Origin of the sequence: Raoultella sp. (assembly GCF_039594335.1) — a bacterium.
Lineage (GTDB): Bacteria > Pseudomonadota > Gammaproteobacteria > Enterobacterales > Enterobacteriaceae > Klebsiella.
This window is the reverse complement of sequence record NZ_JBCNNS010000024.1, coordinates 14,349-34,017: the sequence shown is the minus strand read 5'-3', so window position 1 is coordinate 34,017 and position 19,669 is coordinate 14,349. Positions and strand designations below refer to the sequence as shown.

At 55.8% G+C, this 19,669-nt stretch carries 18 protein-coding genes and 2 pseudogenes; 12 read left to right on the top strand and 8 right to left on the bottom strand.

Translation table 11 applies throughout. The annotated features are described in order from the left end of the window. The first annotated feature begins 449 nt into the window (after window positions 1-449). A pseudogene (locus ACZAHD_RS06440) lies at window positions 450-1,659 on the top strand (MFS transporter). Here ACZAHD_RS06440 and ACZAHD_RS06435 read toward each other — a convergent pair. Further along, window positions 1,660-2,217 carry a DcrB family lipoprotein gene (locus ACZAHD_RS06435; RefSeq protein ID WP_004868586.1) on the bottom strand — a complete coding sequence of 186 codons (558 nt, stop codon included), beginning with the start codon at window positions 2,215-2,217 and terminating at the stop codon, window positions 1,660-1,662. 73 nt (window positions 2,218-2,290) lie between these two features. Then, window positions 2,291-2,956, bottom strand: a complete 666-nt coding sequence (locus ACZAHD_RS06430) for a 7-cyano-7-deazaguanine/7-aminomethyl-7-deazaguanine transporter (RefSeq protein ID WP_462456033.1) — start codon at window positions 2,954-2,956, stop codon at window positions 2,291-2,293. Window positions 2,957-3,292: 336 nt separating this feature from the next. Here ACZAHD_RS06430 and tusA point away from each other — a divergent pair, with 336 nt between their 5' ends. Then, window positions 3,293-3,538 (top strand): sulfurtransferase TusA, encoded by a 246-nt coding sequence (gene tusA / locus ACZAHD_RS06425; protein ID WP_004868581.1) that lies wholly within the window; start codon window positions 3,293-3,295, stop codon window positions 3,536-3,538. A gap of 244 nt (window positions 3,539-3,782) precedes the next feature. On the opposite strand, the gene zntA is transcribed toward tusA, so the two are convergent. Next, entirely contained in the window at window positions 3,783-5,981 is a 2,199-nt protein-coding gene (gene zntA, locus ACZAHD_RS06420; RefSeq protein WP_462456032.1) for a Zn(II)/Cd(II)/Pb(II) translocating P-type ATPase ZntA, read from the bottom strand. A 78-nt stretch (window positions 5,982-6,059) separates the two neighbouring features. Then, window positions 6,060-6,686, bottom strand: a complete 627-nt coding sequence (locus ACZAHD_RS06415; RefSeq protein WP_462456031.1) for a lysoplasmalogenase — start codon at window positions 6,684-6,686, stop codon at window positions 6,060-6,062. A gap of 141 nt (window positions 6,687-6,827) precedes the next feature. Here ACZAHD_RS06415 and ACZAHD_RS06410 point away from each other — a divergent pair, with 141 nt between their 5' ends. Continuing rightward, on the top strand, window positions 6,828-7,187 hold the full coding sequence (locus ACZAHD_RS06410; RefSeq protein ID WP_462456030.1) for a DUF2500 domain-containing protein: 360 nt from the start codon (window positions 6,828-6,830) through the stop codon (window positions 7,185-7,187). 10 nt (window positions 7,188-7,197) lie between these two features. Here the strand turns inward: ACZAHD_RS06410 and ACZAHD_RS06405 are convergent, their stop codons facing one another. Further along, complete coding sequence (locus ACZAHD_RS06405; RefSeq protein ID WP_462456029.1) at window positions 7,198-7,476, bottom strand: DUF1145 family protein; 279 nt, start codon at window positions 7,474-7,476, stop codon at window positions 7,198-7,200. After that, window positions 7,466-8,062: a 16S rRNA (guanine(966)-N(2))-methyltransferase gene (rsmD, locus tag ACZAHD_RS06400; RefSeq protein ID WP_462456028.1), complete on the bottom strand. Its 597-nt coding sequence runs from the start codon at window positions 8,060-8,062 to the stop codon at window positions 7,466-7,468. Before rsmD ends, ACZAHD_RS06405 begins: the two co-directional genes overlap by 11 nt. Before the next feature lie 191 nt (window positions 8,063-8,253). Here rsmD and ftsY point away from each other — a divergent pair, with 191 nt between their 5' ends. The 4 genes from ftsY to rpoH all read left to right on the top strand — a co-directional run bounded on the left by ftsY (window position 8,254) and on the right by rpoH (window position 12,691). Further along, entirely contained in the window at window positions 8,254-9,855 is a 1,602-nt protein-coding gene (gene ftsY, locus ACZAHD_RS06395; RefSeq protein WP_462456027.1) for a signal recognition particle-docking protein FtsY, read from the top strand. Between the two features lie 2 nt (window positions 9,856-9,857). Beyond that, window positions 9,858-10,526, top strand: a complete 669-nt coding sequence (ftsE, locus tag ACZAHD_RS06390; protein ID WP_004868565.1) for a cell division ATP-binding protein FtsE — start codon at window positions 9,858-9,860, stop codon at window positions 10,524-10,526. Then, window positions 10,519-11,577 carry a permease-like cell division protein FtsX gene (ftsX, locus tag ACZAHD_RS06385; RefSeq protein ID WP_462456026.1) on the top strand — a complete coding sequence of 353 codons (1,059 nt, stop codon included), beginning with the start codon at window positions 10,519-10,521 and terminating at the stop codon, window positions 11,575-11,577. Before ftsE ends, ftsX begins: the two co-directional genes overlap by 8 nt. 259 nt (window positions 11,578-11,836) lie before the next feature. Further along, window positions 11,837-12,691 (top strand): RNA polymerase sigma factor RpoH, encoded by an 855-nt coding sequence (gene rpoH, locus ACZAHD_RS06380; RefSeq protein WP_462456025.1) that lies wholly within the window; start codon window positions 11,837-11,839, stop codon window positions 12,689-12,691. A gap of 51 nt (window positions 12,692-12,742) precedes the next feature. On the opposite strand, the gene pdxR is transcribed toward rpoH, so the two are convergent. Next, entirely contained in the window at window positions 12,743-14,266 is a 1,524-nt protein-coding gene (gene pdxR / locus ACZAHD_RS06375) for a MocR-like pyridoxine biosynthesis transcription factor PdxR (RefSeq protein ID WP_462456024.1), read from the bottom strand. Window positions 14,267-14,384: 118 nt separating this feature from the next. Here pdxR and ACZAHD_RS06370 point away from each other — a divergent pair, with 118 nt between their 5' ends. The 4 genes and pseudogenes from ACZAHD_RS06370 (at window position 14,385) to ACZAHD_RS06355 (ending at window position 17,668) form a co-directional block, all read left to right on the top strand. Continuing rightward, window positions 14,385-15,650, top strand: a complete 1,266-nt coding sequence (locus ACZAHD_RS06370) for a 4-aminobutyrate--2-oxoglutarate transaminase (RefSeq protein ID WP_462456023.1) — start codon at window positions 14,385-14,387, stop codon at window positions 15,648-15,650. 164 nt (window positions 15,651-15,814) lie between these two features. After that, window positions 15,815-16,138: pseudogene (locus ACZAHD_RS06365) on the top strand (amino acid permease); the annotation flags it as partial. A gap of 257 nt (window positions 16,139-16,395) precedes the next feature. Further along, the gene (livJ, locus tag ACZAHD_RS06360) at window positions 16,396-17,499 is read left to right on the top strand and encodes a branched chain amino acid ABC transporter substrate-binding protein LivJ (RefSeq protein WP_462456022.1); all 1,104 of its coding nucleotides are present in this window, start codon (window positions 16,396-16,398) and stop codon (window positions 17,497-17,499) included. Further along, window positions 17,474-17,668, top strand: coding sequence for a hypothetical protein (locus ACZAHD_RS06355; protein WP_462456021.1), 195 nt, complete (start codon window positions 17,474-17,476; stop codon window positions 17,666-17,668). Before livJ ends, ACZAHD_RS06355 begins: the two co-directional genes overlap by 26 nt. Before the next feature lie 28 nt (window positions 17,669-17,696). Here the strand turns inward: ACZAHD_RS06355 and panM are convergent, their stop codons facing one another. Beyond that, a complete protein-coding gene (gene panM, locus ACZAHD_RS06350; RefSeq protein WP_462456020.1) occupies window positions 17,697-18,086 on the bottom strand; it encodes an aspartate 1-decarboxylase autocleavage activator PanM in 390 nt (129 codons plus the stop codon). 422 nt (window positions 18,087-18,508) lie between these two features. Between panM and livK the strand changes: the two genes are divergently transcribed. Continuing rightward, entirely contained in the window at window positions 18,509-19,618 is a 1,110-nt protein-coding gene (gene livK, locus ACZAHD_RS06345) for a high-affinity branched-chain amino acid ABC transporter substrate-binding protein LivK (protein ID WP_462456019.1), read from the top strand. The last annotated feature ends 51 nt before the right edge of the window (window positions 19,619-19,669 follow it).

The window sequence follows — 19,669 nt, the reverse complement described above, 5'->3', positions numbered from 1 at the left end:
GTGATTACCCGGTGAAAATTCGCCGTCAATCCGGTGGGCCTCTCCCATAATGTAATCCGGCTCGCCGCACCGTGGGGCCGGGTGGCGCAAGTTGAGTGCAGCGGCAAAGCACGCATCATTTGCAAACCCATCCGCGCTTCCAGCGCCAAAATAGCTTTTCAACGAAAAGATCGCGACGCGGTTGCCAGACTTGGCCGCGAATTCGCTGACAGCACATTATTGTTGGCATCTATGACGATTGAGAAAAATCTTCGTGGCCGGACTGAGAAGCTTTCGGCTGGCGAGACTGATATTGCAGGAATATTATTTCGCGCGGTTAGCGCGTCTGTTGAGAGCAGAAAAATATCGCCTCCGGCGAGTCGAACAGCGTGATTTTTGTCGCGGCAGGCTGCTTTTGCGCAGACGACGTGGTAATAGTGAAACACTGTTGTAAAAGTCTGGTGGACCCCATGCCCGAACCCGTTGACGAATCGGCGCTGAATGGACTGCGCCTTAATCTGCGGATTGTCTCCGTTGTGATGTTTAATTTTGCCAGCTACCTGACAATTGGCCTGCCGTTGGCTGTTCTGCCAGGCTATGTCCATGACGTGATGGGGTTCAGCGCGTTCTGGGCCGGCCTGGTCATTAGCCTGCAGTATTTTGCCACTCTCCTCAGTCGCCCTCATGCCGGACGCTACGCCGATCTCCTTGGGCCGAAAAAGATTGTGATCTTCGGGCTGTGCGGCTGTTTTCTCAGCGGTTTGAGCTATCTGCTGGCGGCCGTCGGAAGCGGCTGGCCTATCCTTAGCCTGGCTCTGCTGTGCCTCGGTCGCGTGATTCTCGGCATCGGGCAAAGCTTTGCCGGCACCGGTTCAACGCTATGGGGCGTGGGCGTGGTGGGTTCACTGCATATCGGGCGGGTGATTTCGTGGAACGGCATCGTGACTTATGGGGCGATGGCAATGGGGGCGCCGCTCGGCGTGCTCTGTTATTCGCTTGTGGGATTATCGGGGCTGGCGTGGACGATTATGGCCGTGGCGCTGGTCGCTATTCTGTGCGCGTTACCGAGGGCGGCGGTTAAGGCGGCGAAGGGCAAAGTGATGACTGCTTGGCCGGGTCTGGCTGTATGGGATGGCGCTGGCATTGGCGTCCGCCGGGTTTGGCACGATCGCGACGTTTATTACTCTGTTTTACGATGCCAAAGGCTGGGACGGCGCGGCGTTCGCGCTAACGCTATTCAGCTGCGCGTTTGTTGGCACGCGTCTGCTGTTCCCCAACGGCATTCATCGTCTGGGGGGACTGAATGTCGCCATGCTGTGCTTTAGCGTTGAGATTGTCGGGCTCCTGCTGGTGGGGCTGGCTGAGACCTCGCCGATCGCGAAAATCGGGACCTTCTTCGCTGGCGCCGGTTTTTCACTGGTCTTTCCTGCGCTGGGGGTAGTGGCGGTGAAGGCGGTGCCGCAACAGAATCAGGGCTCGGCGCTGGCGACCTATACGGTATTTATGGATCTGTCTTTAGGGATTACCGGTCCTCTGGCCGGGCTGCTGATGGCGTGGGCCGGGATTTCCACTATTTATCTGGCGGCGGCGGGGCTGGTGGCGGTGGCGCTGTTGCTGTGCTGGCGGTTAAAAAAACGGCCCCCGGTGGTTGCGCCGGAGGCCGCAGCGTCAGGCCAGTAGTTACTGGATGACGAGAGTATTGATGATGTTTTCAGCGGCGCTTTGCGCCTGCTGCTGGTTGTCTGCCGGCAGCGTGATCTGCAGTGTCAGCAGCTTATCGTCAACCTTGCCGAGAATGACGGAAGACCAGGCAGTCTGACCTTTGGCGGAGATGATGCTGTCCAGCTGCTGCAGCGTGTGGCCTTTGATATCAATCGATTTATTGGTGACAACCTGCAACTGCGGATCGCGGCTGCGCTGCTGATCTTCCAGGCGCTGAGCCAGCACGCTCAATTCTTCATTGGTGCTGTCGCCAACAATCACGATCACCGCTTTCTGCCCGGTGGCGTCAGAATAGACGTGCATGTTGTTGGCCTGGGTACCCAGTTTACCGCTCTGATCGGTCATTCCTGCTGGCAGGGAGAAACTCAGCTTACCATCCAGCAGGCTGATATTTTGCCCGCTGGCGTTGCTTTCCGCAGCAGCCCCGGCAGTCGGCGTTTTTGTATCGCTGTTATCACAGGCCGCAAGCCCCATAACCAGCAGGCCAATACCGACATATTTAACCAAATTGCGCATTGACATCTTCCTTTCGATAAACGGCCATTAACGGCTCATTCGCTTATCTTATCACATCAACCTGCGAGTACTCTTAACCTGGCTGCAATGCTGATAAATCAGATTTATCTGCCAGTTTTTTCAGTAGCATATTCAACAACATGCCATACATCGGCAGGAAGAAAACAATGCTAATCAATACCTTGAAGCTATAGTCGACAATTGCGATTTCTCCCCAGTTCGCCGCCATAAACGGGTCCGGACTACGCCAGAAAGCGATAAAGAAAAAGGCCAGGGTATCACTGACGTTGCCGAACAGAGTCGAAGCGGTCGGCGCCAGCCACCAGCGGCGGTTTTGACGCAGGCGGTTAAAGACATGGACATCGAGGATCTGGCCCAGCGCGTAGGCCATGAAACTGGCGGCGGCGATACGGGCGACGAACAGGTTAAAGTGAGTCAGTGCGGCAAAGCCTTGCCACTCTCCCATATAAAACAGGGACGAAATGCCATAGGAGATCAGCAGCGCCGGGACCATCACCGCCAGGATAATGCGTCGTGCCAACGGCGCGCCGAAAATCCGCACCGTCAGATCGGTGGCGAGGAAGATAAACGGAAAGCTGAACGCGCCCCACGTGGTATGAAAACCAAAAATGGAGATCGGGAGCTGTACCAGATAGTTGCTGGAGGTGATAACCAGCACATGAAAAAGAGAAAGCCAGACCAGCGCTTTTTGACGCTGTGACGTTGTAAACGGATTCATATTGTGACCTTTTTATGCCCGTCCTCCTTCAGACTGCAGATGCGTTGACTTTCCTCATGCATTCCAGTCGCTTACCTGGGTAAGCATCCGGGAATTCACTGCGGCGTCTCCTTTCTGCAACTCGAATGATTCAGGACCAGAGAGTTGGGGTGAGGGAACCCAATAAATCAATACTGGCGCTGTGGCTTGCCAACGCGCGAGTACCCGTTTGAAGCGGCAGAATGATACTGCGTTGAGCGGGTATTGCAATGGTTGTTTTTCGCGCAAACGTTAACCTGACTTGCGTAGCGCAAAAGTGGGGGTAAACTATGGCCGTTTTGTTGATGTGAGATGAAAATGACCGAACTTTTCTCCAGCCCTGACCACACTCTGGACGCTCAGGGCCTGCGTTGCCCGGAGCCGGTAATGATGGTGCGTAAGACCGTACGTACAATGCCGGTGGGGGAAACGCTGCTGATTATCGCCGATGATCCGGCGACAACCCGCGATATTCCAGGTTTTTGCCGCTTTATGGAGCATGAGCTGTTGGCACAAGAAACCGCGGCGCTGCCCTATCGCTATCTGATTCGTAAAAGCCATTAAGCACGGGTTTGTGTGCCGCACTGCCTCTCCCGGAGGCGGGGCTGCGCCCCTGTCCGGGCGACAAAATCCAAAGACTCCACGTTCCCGTAGCCCCGGTAAGCAACGCGCTACCGGGGAATAAATGGTGCGATTGCCGCAGGCCGTCTTCCCGGAGGTGGGGCTGCGTCCCTGTTCGGGCGACAAAATCCAAAGACTGCACGTTCCCGTAGCCCCGGTAAGCAACGCGCCACCGGGGTCTTTCCACTTACTTCTTACGTAACAGCCGCAGGGCGTTAGCGGTCACCAGCACCGTTGCCCCCGTATCGGCCAGTACCGCCAGCCACAGCCCGGTTAACCCGAGCAGCGTAGTGATAAGGAAAATCCCCTTTAAGCCAAGCGCAATCGCGATGTTCTGCCGAATATTGGCGTGGGTGGCGCGGGCCAGTGAAATCATCTGCGCCAGACCGGTTAAGCGGTTATGCGTCAGGGCGGCATCGGCGGTTTCCAGCGCCACGTCGGTTCCGCTGCCCATGGCGATACCAATGGTGGCGGCCTTCATCGCTGGCGCGTCATTAATCCCGTCACCAACCATAGCCAGTGGCGCCGCGGTATTGAGCGTCGTGACCGCCTCGACTTTATCGGCCGGCAGCAGCCCGGCGCGGAATTCCAGCCCCAGCTCTGCGGCAATGGCGGCGGCCGCACGCGGGTTATCGCCGGTCAGGATCACCCCCTGCACCCCCAGACGATGCAGATCGTCGACCGCCTGGCGGGCGTCATCGCGCAGCGTATCCTGTAGCGCCAGAATGCCGAGCAGAGAGTGTTCGCGCAACACCAGGACAACCGTCTGACCCGCGCTCTCCAGCTGTTGAATCTGCACCTCATGCTCTGCTGCTGCGTCGTTGCCTGCCGCGCAAATCAGTATCCGCCGCCCGTCGACTTCGGCTTCAATGCCCGACCCCGCCAGGGCGCGCTGATCGCGGGCAGACGGAATCGTCAGCTGACGCTGCTGGGCTTCGCGCACGATGGCCTGTGCCAGTGGGTGGCTGGAGCCTTGTTCTACCGCCGCCGCCAGTGCCAGCAGGCCATTTTCATCCACGTCATTCAGGGCGATTGCGGCGGTAACGCGCGGTTGACCGACGGTTAGCGTCCCGGTCTTGTCGAAAGCCACCTGACGTATGCGACCGAGTTGCTCAAGCGCTGCGCCGCCTTTAATCAGAGCACCGCGGCGCGACGCCATCGCCAGCCCGGAAGTAATAGCCGCCGGAGTGGAGATAACCAGTGCGCAGGGACAGCCGATCAGTAGCAGCGTCAGACCTTTGTAGATCCACGGCAGCCAGGCGGCGGCAAAGAACAGCGGCGGCACGATGGCGACCAACAGGGCGACGACCATAATGGCCGGCGTATAAATCCGGCTGAAGCGATCGATAAAGCGCTCAATTGGCGCCCGGCGTTCCTCCGCCTCTTCAATCAGCTTCAGAATGCGGTCAATGGCGCTGTCGCCCGGCTCGGAAATGACCGTCAGTTGAACCAGGCGATCGACGCTGGTGGCACCTGCCGCCACGCGTTCGCCGGAATGGCGCTCGACCGGCACCGACTCGCCGGTTAAGGCGCTTTCATCAAAGCTGGCGAAGGGTGTGCGCAGCTGGCCATCGGCGGGTAAGCGACCTCCTGCCGCGACTTCAATCACGTCTCCGGGGCGGAGATCGCGCTGGGCGACAGTTTCCCGCACGCCGTCACGCAGGCGAGTGGCGGTATCGGGTTTTAACGCCATCAGAGCGCTTACCCCCTGGCGGGCGCGGCTGGCGGCCCAGCCTTCAAGACGCTCGCCAACCATAAACAGCAGCAACACCATCGCGGCTTCAGCCGTTGCGCCAATAAACAGCGCTCCGATAGCGGCGACGCTCATCAGTGTTTCAATGGCAAACCAGCTGCCGCTGCGGATCAGGCGCAGGGCCTGGCGAGCGACGGGCCACAGGCCCACAAGCGTGGTGGCAATGAATGCCAGCTCGCCGAAGGGGTGGTTGAACTGCTCCAGACCCCAGCTCAGCACCATCAGTAGCACCAGCGTTATCAGCGGCAGGTTCTCGCGCAGACGCGAGGTTTCCGGCGGCGAGGTGCTTTCATCGCGCAGCGTATAGCCCACGGCACGTACCGCACTTTCGACGGCTGTGCGGATATCGGCATCGGCGTTGACCAGCAGTTTCTCGGTGGCAAACAAAACCTGTACCTGACTGACGCCTGGCACCTGGCGCACCGCATTTTCGACTTTACGGGCACAGGCGGCGCAGTCCATACCTTCCACCAGCCAGCTATAGCGCGCCTCGTTTAACGCCTCGCTGTCGGTGGCGTTATTAGCGGCACAACCAGACTCCGTGCAGCAACTGTCGGCCTGGGCGACGGCCGGTTTTAATTTGAATGAAGAGAACTGTGGGACTTTTTTACCCTGCGTTTCTGGAGTCGACATGGGACCCTCCCGGTAATGATAATTTTCTCATTACCGGGAGGATACACTCTGGAGTCGACTCCAGAGTCAAGCACAAAATTACAGATACAGCGCGCGGACGATCAGGAAGTGGCCGGCAAAGTAAAAGGCGGCGGCGATGGCATTATCGGCGCGGAAGCGCCGGCGATAGTGGCTGATCAGCCAGACAATATTACTCAACAGCAGGAACGTCGCACCGGCGAAGCCTGAGAGCGCGGTATCCGTCGGGCGGAAGAACCACAACTCACCGGCCAGCCAGACCATAACCAGGGTCATGCCGATAAAGGTGAAGACCGGCATGCGCAGATCTTCCAGCCGACTCCAGATGACCGCCAACAGTAGCGCGCCGATAACCAGCAGCACCAGCGGCAGCGGCCAGAAAAACGACATCGTCATCTGGCTGGCAAACCAGATCGTATACAGCAGATGCGACAGGAAAAAGGCCCCCACCGCATACATCACCCGCTGGCGCGGCAACTGCGTTAATGCATCGCCCAGCAGCGAAGCGCACAGCCCGGCGAGTACCAGGTAGCTGATAGCGTTGAACTTTGGCGCCTGCCAGGCCAGAAACAGGAGCAGGATTAGCGTGACGGGTTTAAAAACCCAGCGCTGCCACGTGGGGCCGCGATAGGATGCATCGACGTAAAGCCATGCGGAGAAACAGACAGCAATAAACGACCAAAGCATAGTAAGTCCTTGTATCTGTTATTATTAAGTGAGTGGTGTTTTGGCGGTACTAAAACTTAGTGTAGTGGTTCAGGCGGGCAGATGACAACGTTAATCAAGGCGCGGTATGCTTATTCCTGAGAATTTTTATGGGTTAGATGAATGAGCAAGGTTCCACTGTTTTTTATTATCGTCGTTGCCATTATTGCGGTGGCCGCCTCGGTGCGCTACGTGCAGCAACGCCGGGAAAATAGGGATAACGACGCCGCCCCGCTGCTGCAAAAGCGGGTGGTGGTGAGTAACAAGCGGGAGAAAGTGCTCAACGATCGCCGGTCGCGCCAGCAAAGCGTTGCCCCCGCTGGCAGCGAGATGCGCTATGACGTGAGCTTCAGGCCGGAAAACGGTGGCCTGGAAGTCAGTTTTCGACTTGCAGCGGCGCAATATCATGCGCTGAGCGTCGGTGATCGGGGAATGCTGAGCTACAAAGGCTCAAGGTTTGTCGCGTTTACGCCAGAACCTTGAGCCCACGGGGTTACTTCTTACGCAGCGTGGCCTTGAGCTTTTTCTGCCAGGCCACCAGTTCGAACACGCCGAAGATAAAAATGCGAATCTGTTCGAAGCGGCCCAGCGGCGGGGCATCTTTCGGCTGAGTGGCCTTCAGCAGCGTCAGCTGCAGGCCATGCATCAGGATCATAAAGATCAGGGCAACGTTAATGAAGATGTTCAGCGGCTTCGGGAAAGGCTGAAACAGGTTTAATAGCAAAAATGCCCAGACGCACAGCATCAACACGCGGCCAAAATTAATCAGCATGATTTTCTCCTTTTACCTCACGTTGATAGAGGCGGTAGGCGACCTGTCCGGCCACTTTCTCACGATACAGCTGCCAGCATGTCGGCACCGGCGGTAAACCATTTTCGACTTCGCTCTCAACGTAGATGAGCGCTTCATCGGCGAGCCAGCCGTTATTTTCCAGCAGACGCAGCGTCTCTTCCAGCAGACCTTTGCGGAAAGGCGGATCGACAAACACGATATGGTGCGGCGTGCCGGGCTGATTAAGGTAGTTGAGCGTATTGGTATTGACCACTTTGCCATGGCTGGCTTTCAGGGTCGCCAGGTTTTTTTGCAACTGCCGGGCAACGCTGTGCTCCATTTCCAGCAGCGTGGTGCTGCCCGCATAGCGTGACAGCGCCTCAAGCCCAAGGGCTCCGCTGCCGGCAAAGCAATCCAGGCAGTGCGCATCGACCATGACAGGTGCCAGCCAGTTAAAAAGGGTTTCACGGACCCGGTCAGTGGTCGGGCGTAGGCCCGGGCTCTCCGGCACCGGTAATTTTCGCCCGCGCCATTGCCCACCGATAATACGGATCTGGCCGCTGCCCGTGTGGTTTGGTTTTTTCATCTCTCTGCTCAGGTCTCCACTTTCAGCCCGCTATTCTAGCGATCGAATGCGGATGACGAAACCTTAATCCGGGGGCGGTGATGCGAGTTAAGTTAAGTGGTAGACTATCCGACTAATTTCATCATTTTTCAGCTTCCACTATTGTTATGCCGAAGCTGTGCCATGAATAAACAGCGGGAGTGTCGTCGCAAATGGCAAAAGAGAAAAAACGTGGCTTCTTTTCCTGGCTGGGCTTTGGACAAAAAGAACAGGCGCAGGAAACCGAGACCGAACAGAAAGTAGAAGGGCAAACCGACGTTGCCGAACAGCATTCGGCTGCAGAGTTGCCTGCTGAGGCGGTTGCGGCTCCAGAAGCGGATACAGTAAGCGCTTCTGCGGTAGAAAAAGAGGACGCGGAAGCTTTTGCGGCCGATGTCGTTGACGTGACTGAACAGGTTGTTGAGAGCGAATTACTGCAATCTGCGCCGGTGACACCTGCGGTTGAAGCTCCGGCTGAAGTCGAAGAGATCCCTGAGCGGCACGCTGCTGTTGACGAGGCGCCGGCCGCCAGTACGGCGGGTGAAAAGGCAGTGGCTGAGACAGTGGCTGAAGAGTTGCGGGCGGAAGGCGTCGCAGCTCCGGAGCCGCTGGTCGAAGAAGCGATCGTTCAACCACTTATCGCGGAAGCGGTGACGGAGGAGCCGGAAGTCGCTGCCGTGGACGACGCGGTGAGTGATGAGACGTGCGGTGAGGAACTGCCTGAACCTGCACTGTCTGATGAGGAGCTTGAAGCTCTGGCGCTGGCCTCACAACCTCTTGATGACGAAGCGGTTGTTGAAGCGGAAGAGGGCCTGCCGGATGACGCAGCCCAACAAGAGCAGGAAAAACCGACGAAAGAGGGCTTTTTCGCCCGTCTGAAACGCAGCCTGATTAAAACCAAACAGAACCTCGGTTCCGGATTTATCAGTCTGTTCCGCGGCAAAAAAATTGACGATGATCTGTTTGACGAGTTGGAAGAACAGCTGCTGATTGCTGACGTCGGCGTGGAAACGACCCGTAAGATCATTACCAATATTACCGAAGGCGCCAGCCGCAAGCAGCTACGTGATGCGGAAGCGCTGTACGGCCTGCTGAAAGAAGAGATGGGCGATATCCTCGCGAAAGTGGATGAGCCATTGAATGTTGAAGGGAAAACGCCATTTGTTATCCTGATGGTGGGTGTGAACGGCGTGGGTAAAACCACCACTATCGGCAAGCTGGCGCGTCAGTTCGAACAGCAAGGTAAATCGGTGATGCTGGCGGCCGGGGACACCTTCCGCGCCGCAGCGGTAGAACAGCTGCAGGTCTGGGGGCAGCGCAACAACATTCCGGTGATTGCTCAGCATACTGGTGCGGACTCGGCATCGGTGATCTTCGATGCTATCCAGGCCGCGAAGGCGCGAAACGTTGACGTGCTGATCGCCGATACGGCGGGTCGTCTGCAGAACAAATCGCACTTGATGGAAGAGCTGAAGAAAATTGTTCGGGTGATGAAAAAACTGGACGAAGATGCGCCGCATGAGGTCATGCTGACCATCGATGCCAGCACCGGGCAAAACGCGATTAGCCAGGCCAGGCTGTTCCATGAGGCCGTTGGCTTGACCGGTATCACATTGACTAAGCTGGACGGTACCGCGAAAGGTGGGGTTATCTTCTCGGTCGCCGACCAGTTCGGTATTCCGATTCGCTATATTGGCGTCGGTGAACGTATTGAGGATCTGCGTCCGTTTAAGGCGGGCGACTTTATTGAGGCACTTTTTGCCCGAGAGGATTAATCATGATTCGCTTTGAACAAGTCAGCAAAGCCTATCTCGGTGGGAGACAAGCGCTGCAGGGGGTGAATTTCCACCTGCAGTCGGGCGAGATGGCATTTCTGACCGGCCACTCCGGCGCGGGGAAAAGTACCCTGCTTAAGCTTATCTGTGGTATTGAACGGCCGAGCGCCGGGAAAATCTTATTCGGCGGTCACGATATTAGCCGCCTGAAAAGCCGTGAGGTGCCGTTTTTGCGCCGTCAGATCGGCATGATTTTCCAGGACCACCACCTGCTGATGGACCGTACGGTGTTTGATAATGTCGCTATTCCGCTGATTATTGCCGGCGCCAGCGGCGATGATATTCGTCGCCGTGTGTCGGCGGCGCTGGACAAGGTCGGGCTGCTGGACAAAGCGAAAAACCTCCCTATTCAACTCTCCGGCGGCGAACAGCAGCGCGTGGGAATTGCCCGCGCGGTGGTCAATAAGCCTGCGGTGTTGTTGGCGGATGAACCTACCGGTAACCTCGACGAGGCGCTCTCGGAAGGGATTTTACGCCTGTTTGAGGAGTTTAACCGCGTAGGGGTAACAGTTTTGATGGCGACGCACGACCTGGGGCTGATTTCCAGCCGCTCGTACCGCATGCTGACCCTGAGCGACGGTCATATGCATGGAGGCCATTGGGGTGAATAAGCGTGACGCAATAAACCAAATTCGCCAGTTCGGTAGCCGGTTCGATCGCCTCCGCAATGGCGCAGGCGCGGGCGGCAGCGGCGGGCGTAATGCGCCTAAGCGGCCAAAAGCGGCACCGAGCCCGGCTTCCCGTAAGAGCAACGTCTTTAACGAGCAGGTCCGCTATGCCTGGCATGGCGCACTCCAGGATTTAAAAAATACGCCGCTGGCTACCTTCCTGACCATTATGGTTATCGCCATTTCGCTGACGCTGCCAAGCGTGTGCTACATGGTGTACAAAAACGTCAACAGTGCAGCGGCGCAGTACTATCCATCACCGCAGATCACCGTTTACCTTGAGAAAACGCTGGATGATGACGCGGCGGCGCGGGTGGTTGGCCAGCTCCAGGCGGAACAAGGTGTGGAGAAGGTAAACTACTTGTCGCGGGACGAGGCGCTTGGCGAGTTCCGCAACTGGTCTGGCTTTGGCGGCGCGCTGGATATGCTGGAAGAGAACCCGCTACCGGCCGTCGCGATTGTGGTGCCGAAGCTGGATTTCCAGAGTACTAATGCGCTGAATACGCTGCGCGATCGCGTGAAGCACATTCAGGGCGTGGACGAAGTGCGTATGGATGACAGCTGGTTTGCCCGCCTCTCCTCGTTGACCGGGCTGGTGGGCCGCGTGTCGGCACTGATCGGCGTGCTGATGGTGGCGGCTGTGTTCCTTGTTATCGGCAACAGCGTACGCCTGAGCATTTTTGCTCGTCGCGATACCATTAACGTGCAAAAACTGATTGGCGCGACCGACGGCTTCATCCTGCGTCCGTTCCTGTATGGCGGTGCGCTGCTGGGCTTCTGCGGTGCCTTTTTGTCGCTGATTTTGTCGGAAATTATGGTGATGCGACTGTCGTCCGCGGTGACGGAAGTCGCGCAGGTGTTTGGCACAAAGTTTGAACTCAGCGGCTTGGGCTTCGACGAGTGTCTGCTGATGCTGATTGTCTGCTCGATGATCGGCTGGGTTGCGGCCTGGCTGGCTACCGTTCAACATTTACGTCACTTTACCCCCGATTAAAAAAAGTCTGATATAATCTTTCCCTGCACTGATGAATGTCTCTCTGCAGGGAAAGAGTCCCTGTTGTCTCTTCCCTGTGTTTTCATTTTCATGTCACATTTTGTGCGCAATCTATTCACATCGTTGCATGGAACTTGTGGATAAAATCACTGTCTGATATTAATGTGGGTGATATTCTCGTTGCTCATAAACGCTGGCATGTTTGTTGCTCATATCATGGTAACCATCACGTCAGACGATATCGATTGAGAGGATTTGAATGACCAAAGATATGCAAACTTTAGCTTTAGCCCCCATTGGTAACCTGGAATCGTATATCCGGGCTGCGAACAGCTGGCCGATGTTATCGGCTGATGAAGAGCGGGAGCTTGCTGAAAAGCTGCATTACCAGGGCGATCTGGAAGCAGCGAAAAGGCTGATCCTGTCTCACCTGCGCTTTGTTGTTCATATTGCTCGTAATTACTCGGGCTATGGCCTGCCGCAGGCGGATCTGATTCAGGAAGGCAACATTGGCCTGATGAAAGCCGTGCGTCGTTTCAACCCGGAAGTGGGCGTGCGCCTGGTTTCCTTCGCCGTACACTGGATTAAGGCTGAAATTCACGAATACGTTCTGCGTAACTGGCGTATTGTGAAAGTCGCCACCACCAAAGCGCAGCGTAAACTGTTCTTTAACCTGCGTAAAACTAAGCAGCGTCTGGGCTGGTTTAACCAGGATGAAGTCGAGATGGTGGCCCGCGAGCTGGGGGTGTCGAGCAAAGACGTACGTGAAATGGAATCCCGTATGGCGGCGCAGGACATGACCTTTGACATGTCGTCGGACGACGAGTCCGATAGCCAGCCGATGGCGCCGGTGCTCTACCTGCAGGATAAAACGTCTAACTTTGCCGATGGCATTGAAGATGATAACTGGGAAGAGCAGGCGGCCAACAAGCTGACCGACGCGATGCAGGGCCTGGACGAGCGTAGCCAGGACATCATCCGCGCCCGTTGGCTGGACGAAGACAATAAGTCGACGCTGCAGGAACTGGCGGATCGCTATGGCGTGTCGGCTGAGCGCGTGCGTCAGCTGGAAAAGAACGCGATGAAGAAACTGCGCACTGCCATCGAAGCATAACGCAACTACTTGCACATTCGCCTCTGAGCAGGCTTCCGATAACGCCCCACATTACGTTGGGGCGTTTTGTTTTTTTGCGTCTTCTCTTTCGGCCAGTACCTGCGGGCATAACGTCTGCAGACATGCCAGCAGAATATGAAAGGCTGGCTCCATTTGTGGCTCTGCCAGGCTGGCAAAGCCCATCAATAGCCCCTTCTTGCGTCCTTCTGTCAGATAGTAGCGTGAGAGAGGACGCACCAGAATATTGTGCGCGTTGGCCTGTCTGGCGATCGCGACATCGTCTGCCTCATCGGGCAGGTTGAGGATCAGATGCAGGCCGGCGTTATCGCTGAAATCTGATAGCGCCTGCGGGATGCAATAACGTTGAATCAGCTCGGTCAGGCAGGCGCGGCGGCGGCTGTACAGCAAGCGCATTCGGCGGATATGGGCGGAGTAATGGCCCGCGTTGATGAATTCTGCCAGCGCCATCTGAATCAGCGAATGCCCGCCGCGATAGAGCTCGGCATGGGCGCTTTTCAGATCGCCGATCAGCGGGCGCGGTAACACGACATAGCCCAGCCGCAGCCCCGGATAGAGCGTTTTACTGAACGTTCCGATATAGACGACCGGCGCGTCGGCAATCAGTCCCTGCAGTGCCGGAATCGGCTGGCCGGAAAAGCGAAATTCGCTGTCGTAATCGTCTTCGACGATCCAGCTGCCATGCTGGCGCGCCAGGGCCAGCAAGCGCTGACGCCGCTCCAGACTCATCACCGCTCCCAGCGGATACTGATGCGACGGGGTGACAAAAATCAGCTGTGGCGCCTTCTCAACCGTCTCAGGCGGGCACAGGCCGTTAGCATCGACGGTTATCGGATTGACCTGCACATCATTCATCGCCAGCACGTGGCGGATCCCCCAGTAGGAGGGCTCCTCGACCCACGCCAGATCGCCGCCATCACAGAGCATGCGCGTTACCAGGTCGATTGCCTGATGGATTCCTTCCGTAATAAGAATTTGATCTGCCTGACAATGGACCCCACGGGACACGCGTAGGTAATCCACTAATGCCTGCTGCAGTTCCGGTGTGCCGCCGTTAGAACTGTAGCTTAACCGCTCGGGTTTTGGCCGACGGCTGATACGGGCCTGAATCTTGCTGAACAGTGGGTGGGGAAAGGCATTGACATCCGGCACGCCGGGGATAAAGGCACCCCACTGGCGCGGGCTGGCGCTGACGTGGCTGAGCAACTGTTGCCCGCGACGGGACAGAAAGGGGGTTGCTGTCGAGTCGCTGCTGTTCTCGGCGATGCCGACAGCAGAAAAAGAAATATCCGGCCCGATTTTAGCGACGAATGTGCCGCTGCCTCGTCGGGAAGCCACATATCCTTCCGCCTGTAATTGTTCATAAGTTGTTAATATGGTGTTTCTTGACACGCCGAGCTCCCCGGCCAGATCTCGTGAAGGGGGCAGTCGGCTGTGGGGAGGCAGGGAACCGTCCAGAATCGAGCGGCGAACCGCGTTGTATAAGCGTTTATGCAACAGCGGATCTGTCTCTTCCTGCAATCTGACCAGCACAAGGTCACCGACGAGTGAACGCAATTGGATCCCTCATATAATCTAAATTGGTACTCGATTATAGAGCCAAATCCTGTGTAAATAAACGGCATAGTTTCGAGATTGTTGCGATAGCGTGACATACATGACAGGAGATTCGAGGGTGAAAAGTTCAGAACTGAATCAACGTCGCCAGAAAGCGACGCCGCGCGGCGTAGGTGTAATGTGCGATTACTTTGTTGAGAAGGCGGAGAATGCCACGCTGTGGGATGTAGAAGGCAACGAGGTGATTGATTTTGCTGCGGGAATTGCCGTGCTCAATACCGGTCATCGCCACCCGAAAATTGTTGCCGCCGTCGCGCAGCAACTGGAGGCCTTTACCCATACGGCGTATCAGATTGTCCCTTACGAAAGCTATGTCTCGCTGGCGGAGCGCATTAACGACCTGGCGCCAGTTGAGGGCCCGGCCAAAACCGCTTTCTTCACTACCGGGGCGGAAGCCGTCGAAAACGCGGTAAAGATTGCCCGCGCTTATACCGGCCGTCCGGGGCTGATTACTTTTGGTGGCGGTTTTCATGGCCGTACCTTTATGACCATGGCGCTGACCGGTAAAGTCGCGCCTTACAAAATTGGATTTGGGCCGTTTCCTGGATCGGTCTATCACGGGGTATACCCGAATGCTGTCCACGGTATTACTACCGATGAGGCCATGAAAAGCCTTGAGCGTATCTTTAAGGCCGATATCGCGCCGGATCAGGTGGCGGCCATTATCCTCGAACCGATTCAGGGAGAAGGTGGTTTTAACGTCGCGCCAGCGGAGTTTATGCAGGCGTTGCGTACGCTGTGCGATACCCACGGCATCCTGCTGATTGCTGATGAAGTGCAAAGCGGCTTTGCTCGTACTGGCAAGCTGTTTGCCATGCAGCACTATGATGTCAAACCGGACCTGATGACGATGGCGAAAAGCCTTGCCGGTGGTTTCCCGCTCTCCGGCGTAGTAGGACGTGCCGAGGTGATGGATGCGCCGGCGCCGGGCGGGCTGGGCGGCACCTATGCCGGTAACCCGCTGGCCGTGGCGGCGGCTCATGCGGTCCTTGACGTCATAGAAGAAGAGCAGTTGTGTCAGCGTGCGGAACAGCTTGGCAGCCACCTGAAAGAGGTGCTGAATCAGGCGCGCGAGTATTGTCCGGCGATTGTTGATATTCGCGGACAAGGTTCGATGGTGGCCGTGGAATTTAACGATCCGCAGACTGGCGCGCCGTCACCGGAGTTCACCCGCCACATCCAGCAAAAGGCGCAGGAAAATGGCTTGCTGCTGCTGAGCTGCGGTGTCTATGGCAACGTTATTCGTTTCCTGTATCCGTTAACTATCCCCGATGCGCAGTTTACAAAGGCGCTGGATATTCTGGCTCGTGTCCTGAAGGGATGATGTGTCCGACTCCTGTGCGGCGGCAGGGAAGCCAGAGAAAACAGGATGCCACACACGAGTTTTCATACTCTGCATAAATGGTTTATCACCCTGATATCCCCTTTATTCCGGCGGCGCCTGTCGCCGGAATAAAGCGGGAAATATTCGGTCTGAAAATTCCCTCTTTTCCTCGCTTTCGCCTGGGCGGCGATGAGCAACCGCTCAAACGCCTGAGGGTGCTGACTATCGTGGTCATCCCGCCATTTATTCTGGCATACAGCGGCATGGTGTCGTTTGTGAATGCACTCTATTTTGCCGGCGTCTTTAGCGGTGTGATTTTATCCACATGCCGATTCTGATACTTAAAGGTGCCCGGCAACGCGGTGATATTACGCCCGGCTGGCGCTGATAACCCATTCGCTGATCCAGACCTTCATTGTGTTGCTTATTTTTGTCGCGCCGTGTACGCGATAGCTTTCGCATTAGGCTGTCTGCCCACCGGTTACTAATCGGGCGCCTCACTCCACCGCGTCCGGTTCATCCTGACGCGGCTTTTTATTTGTCACTTATCTGTTACATAACCCGTAATTTTGTCATTTCAAATTCTCCCGAATGGCGGTATGTTTAGCATAGTGTGCTGCAAAAGCGCAGGCGGCAGACCTTAAAGAAGACGTCATATTCTTTTTTTATGAAATAGATCGGAATAATGTGCTAAAAAACAACATCACAACGAATGCAAAAAACCATAATAATGGGGAGCCTCAGGATGAACATGAAGGGTAAAGCGCTACTGGCAGGATGTATCGCCTTAATTATGAGCAATGCCGCGCTTGCGGAAGATATCAAAATTGCTGTGGTTGGCGCGATGTCTGGCCCGGTGGCGCAGTACGGTGACCAGGAGTTTACTGGTGCTGAGCAGGCAGTTGCCGATATTAACGCGAAGGGTGGGATCAAAGGCAATAAGCTGCAGATCGTAAAATATGATGATGCCTGCGACCCGAAACAGGCGGTGGCCGTTGCCAACAAAGTGGTTAACGATGGCATTAAGTACGTTATCGGCCATTTGTGTTCGTCTTCTACCCAGCCGGCGTCCGATATCTATGAAGACGAAGGCATTCTGATGATCACCCCGGCTGCGACAGCGCCGGAGCTGACCGCACGCGGCTATAAAATGATTCTGCGTACTACCGGCCTCGATTCTGACCAGGGGCCGACGGCGGCGAAATACATTATCGAGAAAGTCAAACCTCAGCGCATCGCTATCGTTCACGATAAACAGCAATATGGTGAAGGTCTGGCGCGCGCGGTGCAGGATGGTCTGAAGAAGGGCGGCGCTAACGTGGTGTTCTTTGATGGCATCACCGCCGGGGAGAAAGATTTCTCAACCCTGGTGGCGCGTCTGAAGAAAGAAAATATCGATTTTGTCTATTACGGCGGCTACCACCCGGAAATGGGGCAGATTCTGCGTCAGTCCCGCGCGGCTGGTCTGAAAACTCAGTTTATGGGACCGGAGGGCGTCGCCAACGTCTCCCTGTCTAACATTGCCGGTCAGTCAGCGGAAGGCATGCTGGTCACGAAACCGAAGAACTACGACCAGGTTCCGGCGAACAAACCGATTGTTGACGCAATTAAAGCGAAGAAACAGGATCCGAGCGGCGCTTTCGTCTGGACAACCTACGCGGCAATCCAGTCGCTGCAGGCTGGCCTGAATCAGTCCGAAGATCCGGCGGCGATCGCGAAATACCTGAAGGCTAACTCCGTAAATACCGTGATGGGACCGCTGTCCTGGGATCAGAAAGGCGACCTGAAAGGCTTCGAGTTCGGCGTGTTTACCTGGCATGCTGATGGTACGGCAACCGACGCCAAGTAATTTAGCCGTCGCCTTCCGCGCGACAGATGTGTTGGCTGCGTCTACCGGAGCGGCAGTCAGAAGTAGCCCGGGTAAGGCATTTACGCCGCAACCCGGGATTTTCCCCGGTGGCGCGATGTTTATCGGGGCGGTAGTCAGAAGTAGCCCGGGTAAGGCGTTTACGCCGTAACCCGGGATTTTCCCCGGTGGCGCTGTGCTTACCGGAGCGTTCTTTCCCAACCATTCTGCTGGGTGCTAAAGCCTAGCGCCTGCATAAATGCTGACATCACCGCGTTGTCTTCCACCCCGGCGTCGCTGACCCACCAGCGGCTGATTTGCGGATTATTGCGCAACACTTCTTCGACTAAATATTGCCCGACGCCGCGACGACGGGTGATTTCGCGTACGCAAAGCGCGCTGAGCTCGCCTTCATTGCCGCGTAGCGTAACGCGCACGGCGCCCAGCAGACGTTCGTTAAAGCGGGCGGCGTAAATTCGGTGATGATCGTCCACAGGGATAGTGTCGGGATCCTGCGACGGCCATATTTTCCCTAAGTCGATGCGATCCTGAACGCTGAAAAGCGGTAATCGAATAATGGTCAGTTTCATGCGCGACAAGTCCAGTCAAAACGGATAGGGCAGTGTACCCAAATTTGCTATCGGCAGGGGCGCTGTTTTTTATCCATTCACTAGGGGATTTGTTCTTCTGGTGAGTACAGAGTAGAGCAATTCGTCATGGATCGAAAAATAAGCAGAATTTTAACCTAATATCTAGCGTTTTATTCCGCCTTATATATCGTTATTTTATGCTGTGAAGAGGACTCTTTTTTGTTTATCTTCGCTTGAATACAGAATATTATCTGTGCTTAATCGCCTGAAAAATAGAGAATTTAATCTATATTAAGGCAAAAAACATCGCTAAACCATTAAAGATAATGGTAAAAGTAGCGTTGTTTAATAAAAGCACAGAATGCTTTTTAACCATAAAAATACAAAATATTTACACCACATCACGAACGGGGTTCTGAAGCATGAGAAGGAACGCAAAAACCATTATTGCGGGATTCGTTGCACTGACGATATCGCACGCGGTCATGGCTAAGGATATTAACGTCGCCGTCGTCGGCGCGATGTCCGGCCCGGTAGCTCAGTGGGGCGACATGGAGTTCAACGGCGCGCGGCAGGCCATCAAAGACATTAACGCGCAGGGCGGCATTAAAGGCGATAAGCTGGTTGGCGTTGAGTTCGACGATGCCTGCGATCCGAAACAGGCTGTGGCGGTCGCGAACAAAATTGTGAATGAAGGGATTAAGTACGTCATCGGCCATCTGTGTTCCTCTTCTACCCAGCCTGCCTCCGATATCTATGAAGATGAAGGGATTTTGATGATCTCTCCGGGCGCGACGAACCCGGAACTGACCCAGCGCGGCTATCAGTACATCATGCGTACCGCTGGCCTGGACTCTGCGCAGGGGCCGACCGCCGCCAAATACATCCTGGAAAAAGTGAAACCGCAACGTATCGCCATCATCCATGATAAGCAGCAGTACGGCGAAGGACTGGCGCGATCTGTCCAGGAGAGCCTGAAGAAAGGCAAGGCGAATATCGTCTTCTTTGATGGCATCACCGCCGGGGAGAAAGATTTCTCTGCGCTGCTGGCACGCCTGAAAAAAGAAAATATCGACTTCGTTTATTACGGCGGCTACTACCCTGAGATGGGGCAGATGTTGCGACAGGCTCGCTCCGTGGGACTGAAAACCATCTTCATGGGACCCGAGGGGGTCGGAAACGCGTCGCTGTCAAATATTGCCGGCGCAGCGGCGGAAGGCATGCTGGTAACGATGCCGAAACGCTATGACCAGGATTCGGCGAACAGCGCTATCGTTGAAGCGTTGAAAACTGAGAAGAAAGATCCGAGCGGTCCCTATGTCTGGATCACCTACGCAGCCGTGCAGTCATTGGCGCAGGCGATGGACAGGAGCAGCAGCCTGGAGCCGCTGGACTTAATCAAAGATCTGAAAACTCACGGGGCGAAAACCGTGATTGGGCCGCTGAATTGGGACGAAAAAGGCGATTTAAAGGGATTTGAGTTTGGTGTCTTCCAGTGGCATGCGGATGGATCATCCTCTGTCGCAAAATAAGATGCGTTATCCCAGCGCCCGTATGAAGCGGGCGGCATGAAAAAGGTTACC

What these genes read in the sequence shown, in the direction of transcription:
- ACZAHD_RS06435 (WP_004868586.1), bottom strand. Translation starts at nt 2,217, where the DNA reads ATGCGCAATTTGGTTAAATATGTCGGTATTGGCCTGCTGGTTATGGGG.
- ACZAHD_RS06430 (WP_462456033.1), bottom strand. Translation starts at nt 2,956, where the DNA reads ATGAATCCGTTTACAACGTCACAGCGTCAAAAAGCGCTGGTCTGGCTT.
- tusA (WP_004868581.1), top strand. Translation starts at nt 3,293, where the DNA reads ATGACCGAACTTTTCTCCAGCCCTGACCACACTCTGGACGCTCAGGGC.
- zntA (WP_462456032.1), bottom strand. Translation starts at nt 5,981, where the DNA reads ATGTCGACTCCAGAAACGCAGGGTAAAAAAGTCCCACAGTTCTCTTCA.
- ACZAHD_RS06415 (WP_462456031.1), bottom strand. Translation starts at nt 6,686, where the DNA reads ATGCTTTGGTCGTTTATTGCTGTCTGTTTCTCCGCATGGCTTTACGTC.
- ACZAHD_RS06410 (WP_462456030.1), top strand. Translation starts at nt 6,828, where the DNA reads ATGAGCAAGGTTCCACTGTTTTTTATTATCGTCGTTGCCATTATTGCG.
- ACZAHD_RS06405 (WP_462456029.1), bottom strand. Translation starts at nt 7,476, where the DNA reads ATGCTGATTAATTTTGGCCGCGTGTTGATGCTGTGCGTCTGGGCATTT.
- rsmD (WP_462456028.1), bottom strand. Translation starts at nt 8,062, where the DNA reads ATGAAAAAACCAAACCACACGGGCAGCGGCCAGATCCGTATTATCGGT.
- ftsY (WP_462456027.1), top strand. Translation starts at nt 8,254, where the DNA reads ATGGCAAAAGAGAAAAAACGTGGCTTCTTTTCCTGGCTGGGCTTTGGA.
- ftsE (WP_004868565.1), top strand. Translation starts at nt 9,858, where the DNA reads ATGATTCGCTTTGAACAAGTCAGCAAAGCCTATCTCGGTGGGAGACAA.
- rpoH (WP_462456025.1), top strand. Translation starts at nt 11,837, where the DNA reads ATGACCAAAGATATGCAAACTTTAGCTTTAGCCCCCATTGGTAACCTG.
- livJ (WP_462456022.1), top strand. Translation starts at nt 16,396, where the DNA reads ATGAACATGAAGGGTAAAGCGCTACTGGCAGGATGTATCGCCTTAATT.
- ACZAHD_RS06355 (WP_462456021.1), top strand. Translation starts at nt 17,474, where the DNA reads ATGGTACGGCAACCGACGCCAAGTAATTTAGCCGTCGCCTTCCGCGCG.
- panM (WP_462456020.1), bottom strand. Translation starts at nt 18,086, where the DNA reads ATGAAACTGACCATTATTCGATTACCGCTTTTCAGCGTTCAGGATCGC.
- livK (WP_462456019.1), top strand. Translation starts at nt 18,509, where the DNA reads ATGAGAAGGAACGCAAAAACCATTATTGCGGGATTCGTTGCACTGACG.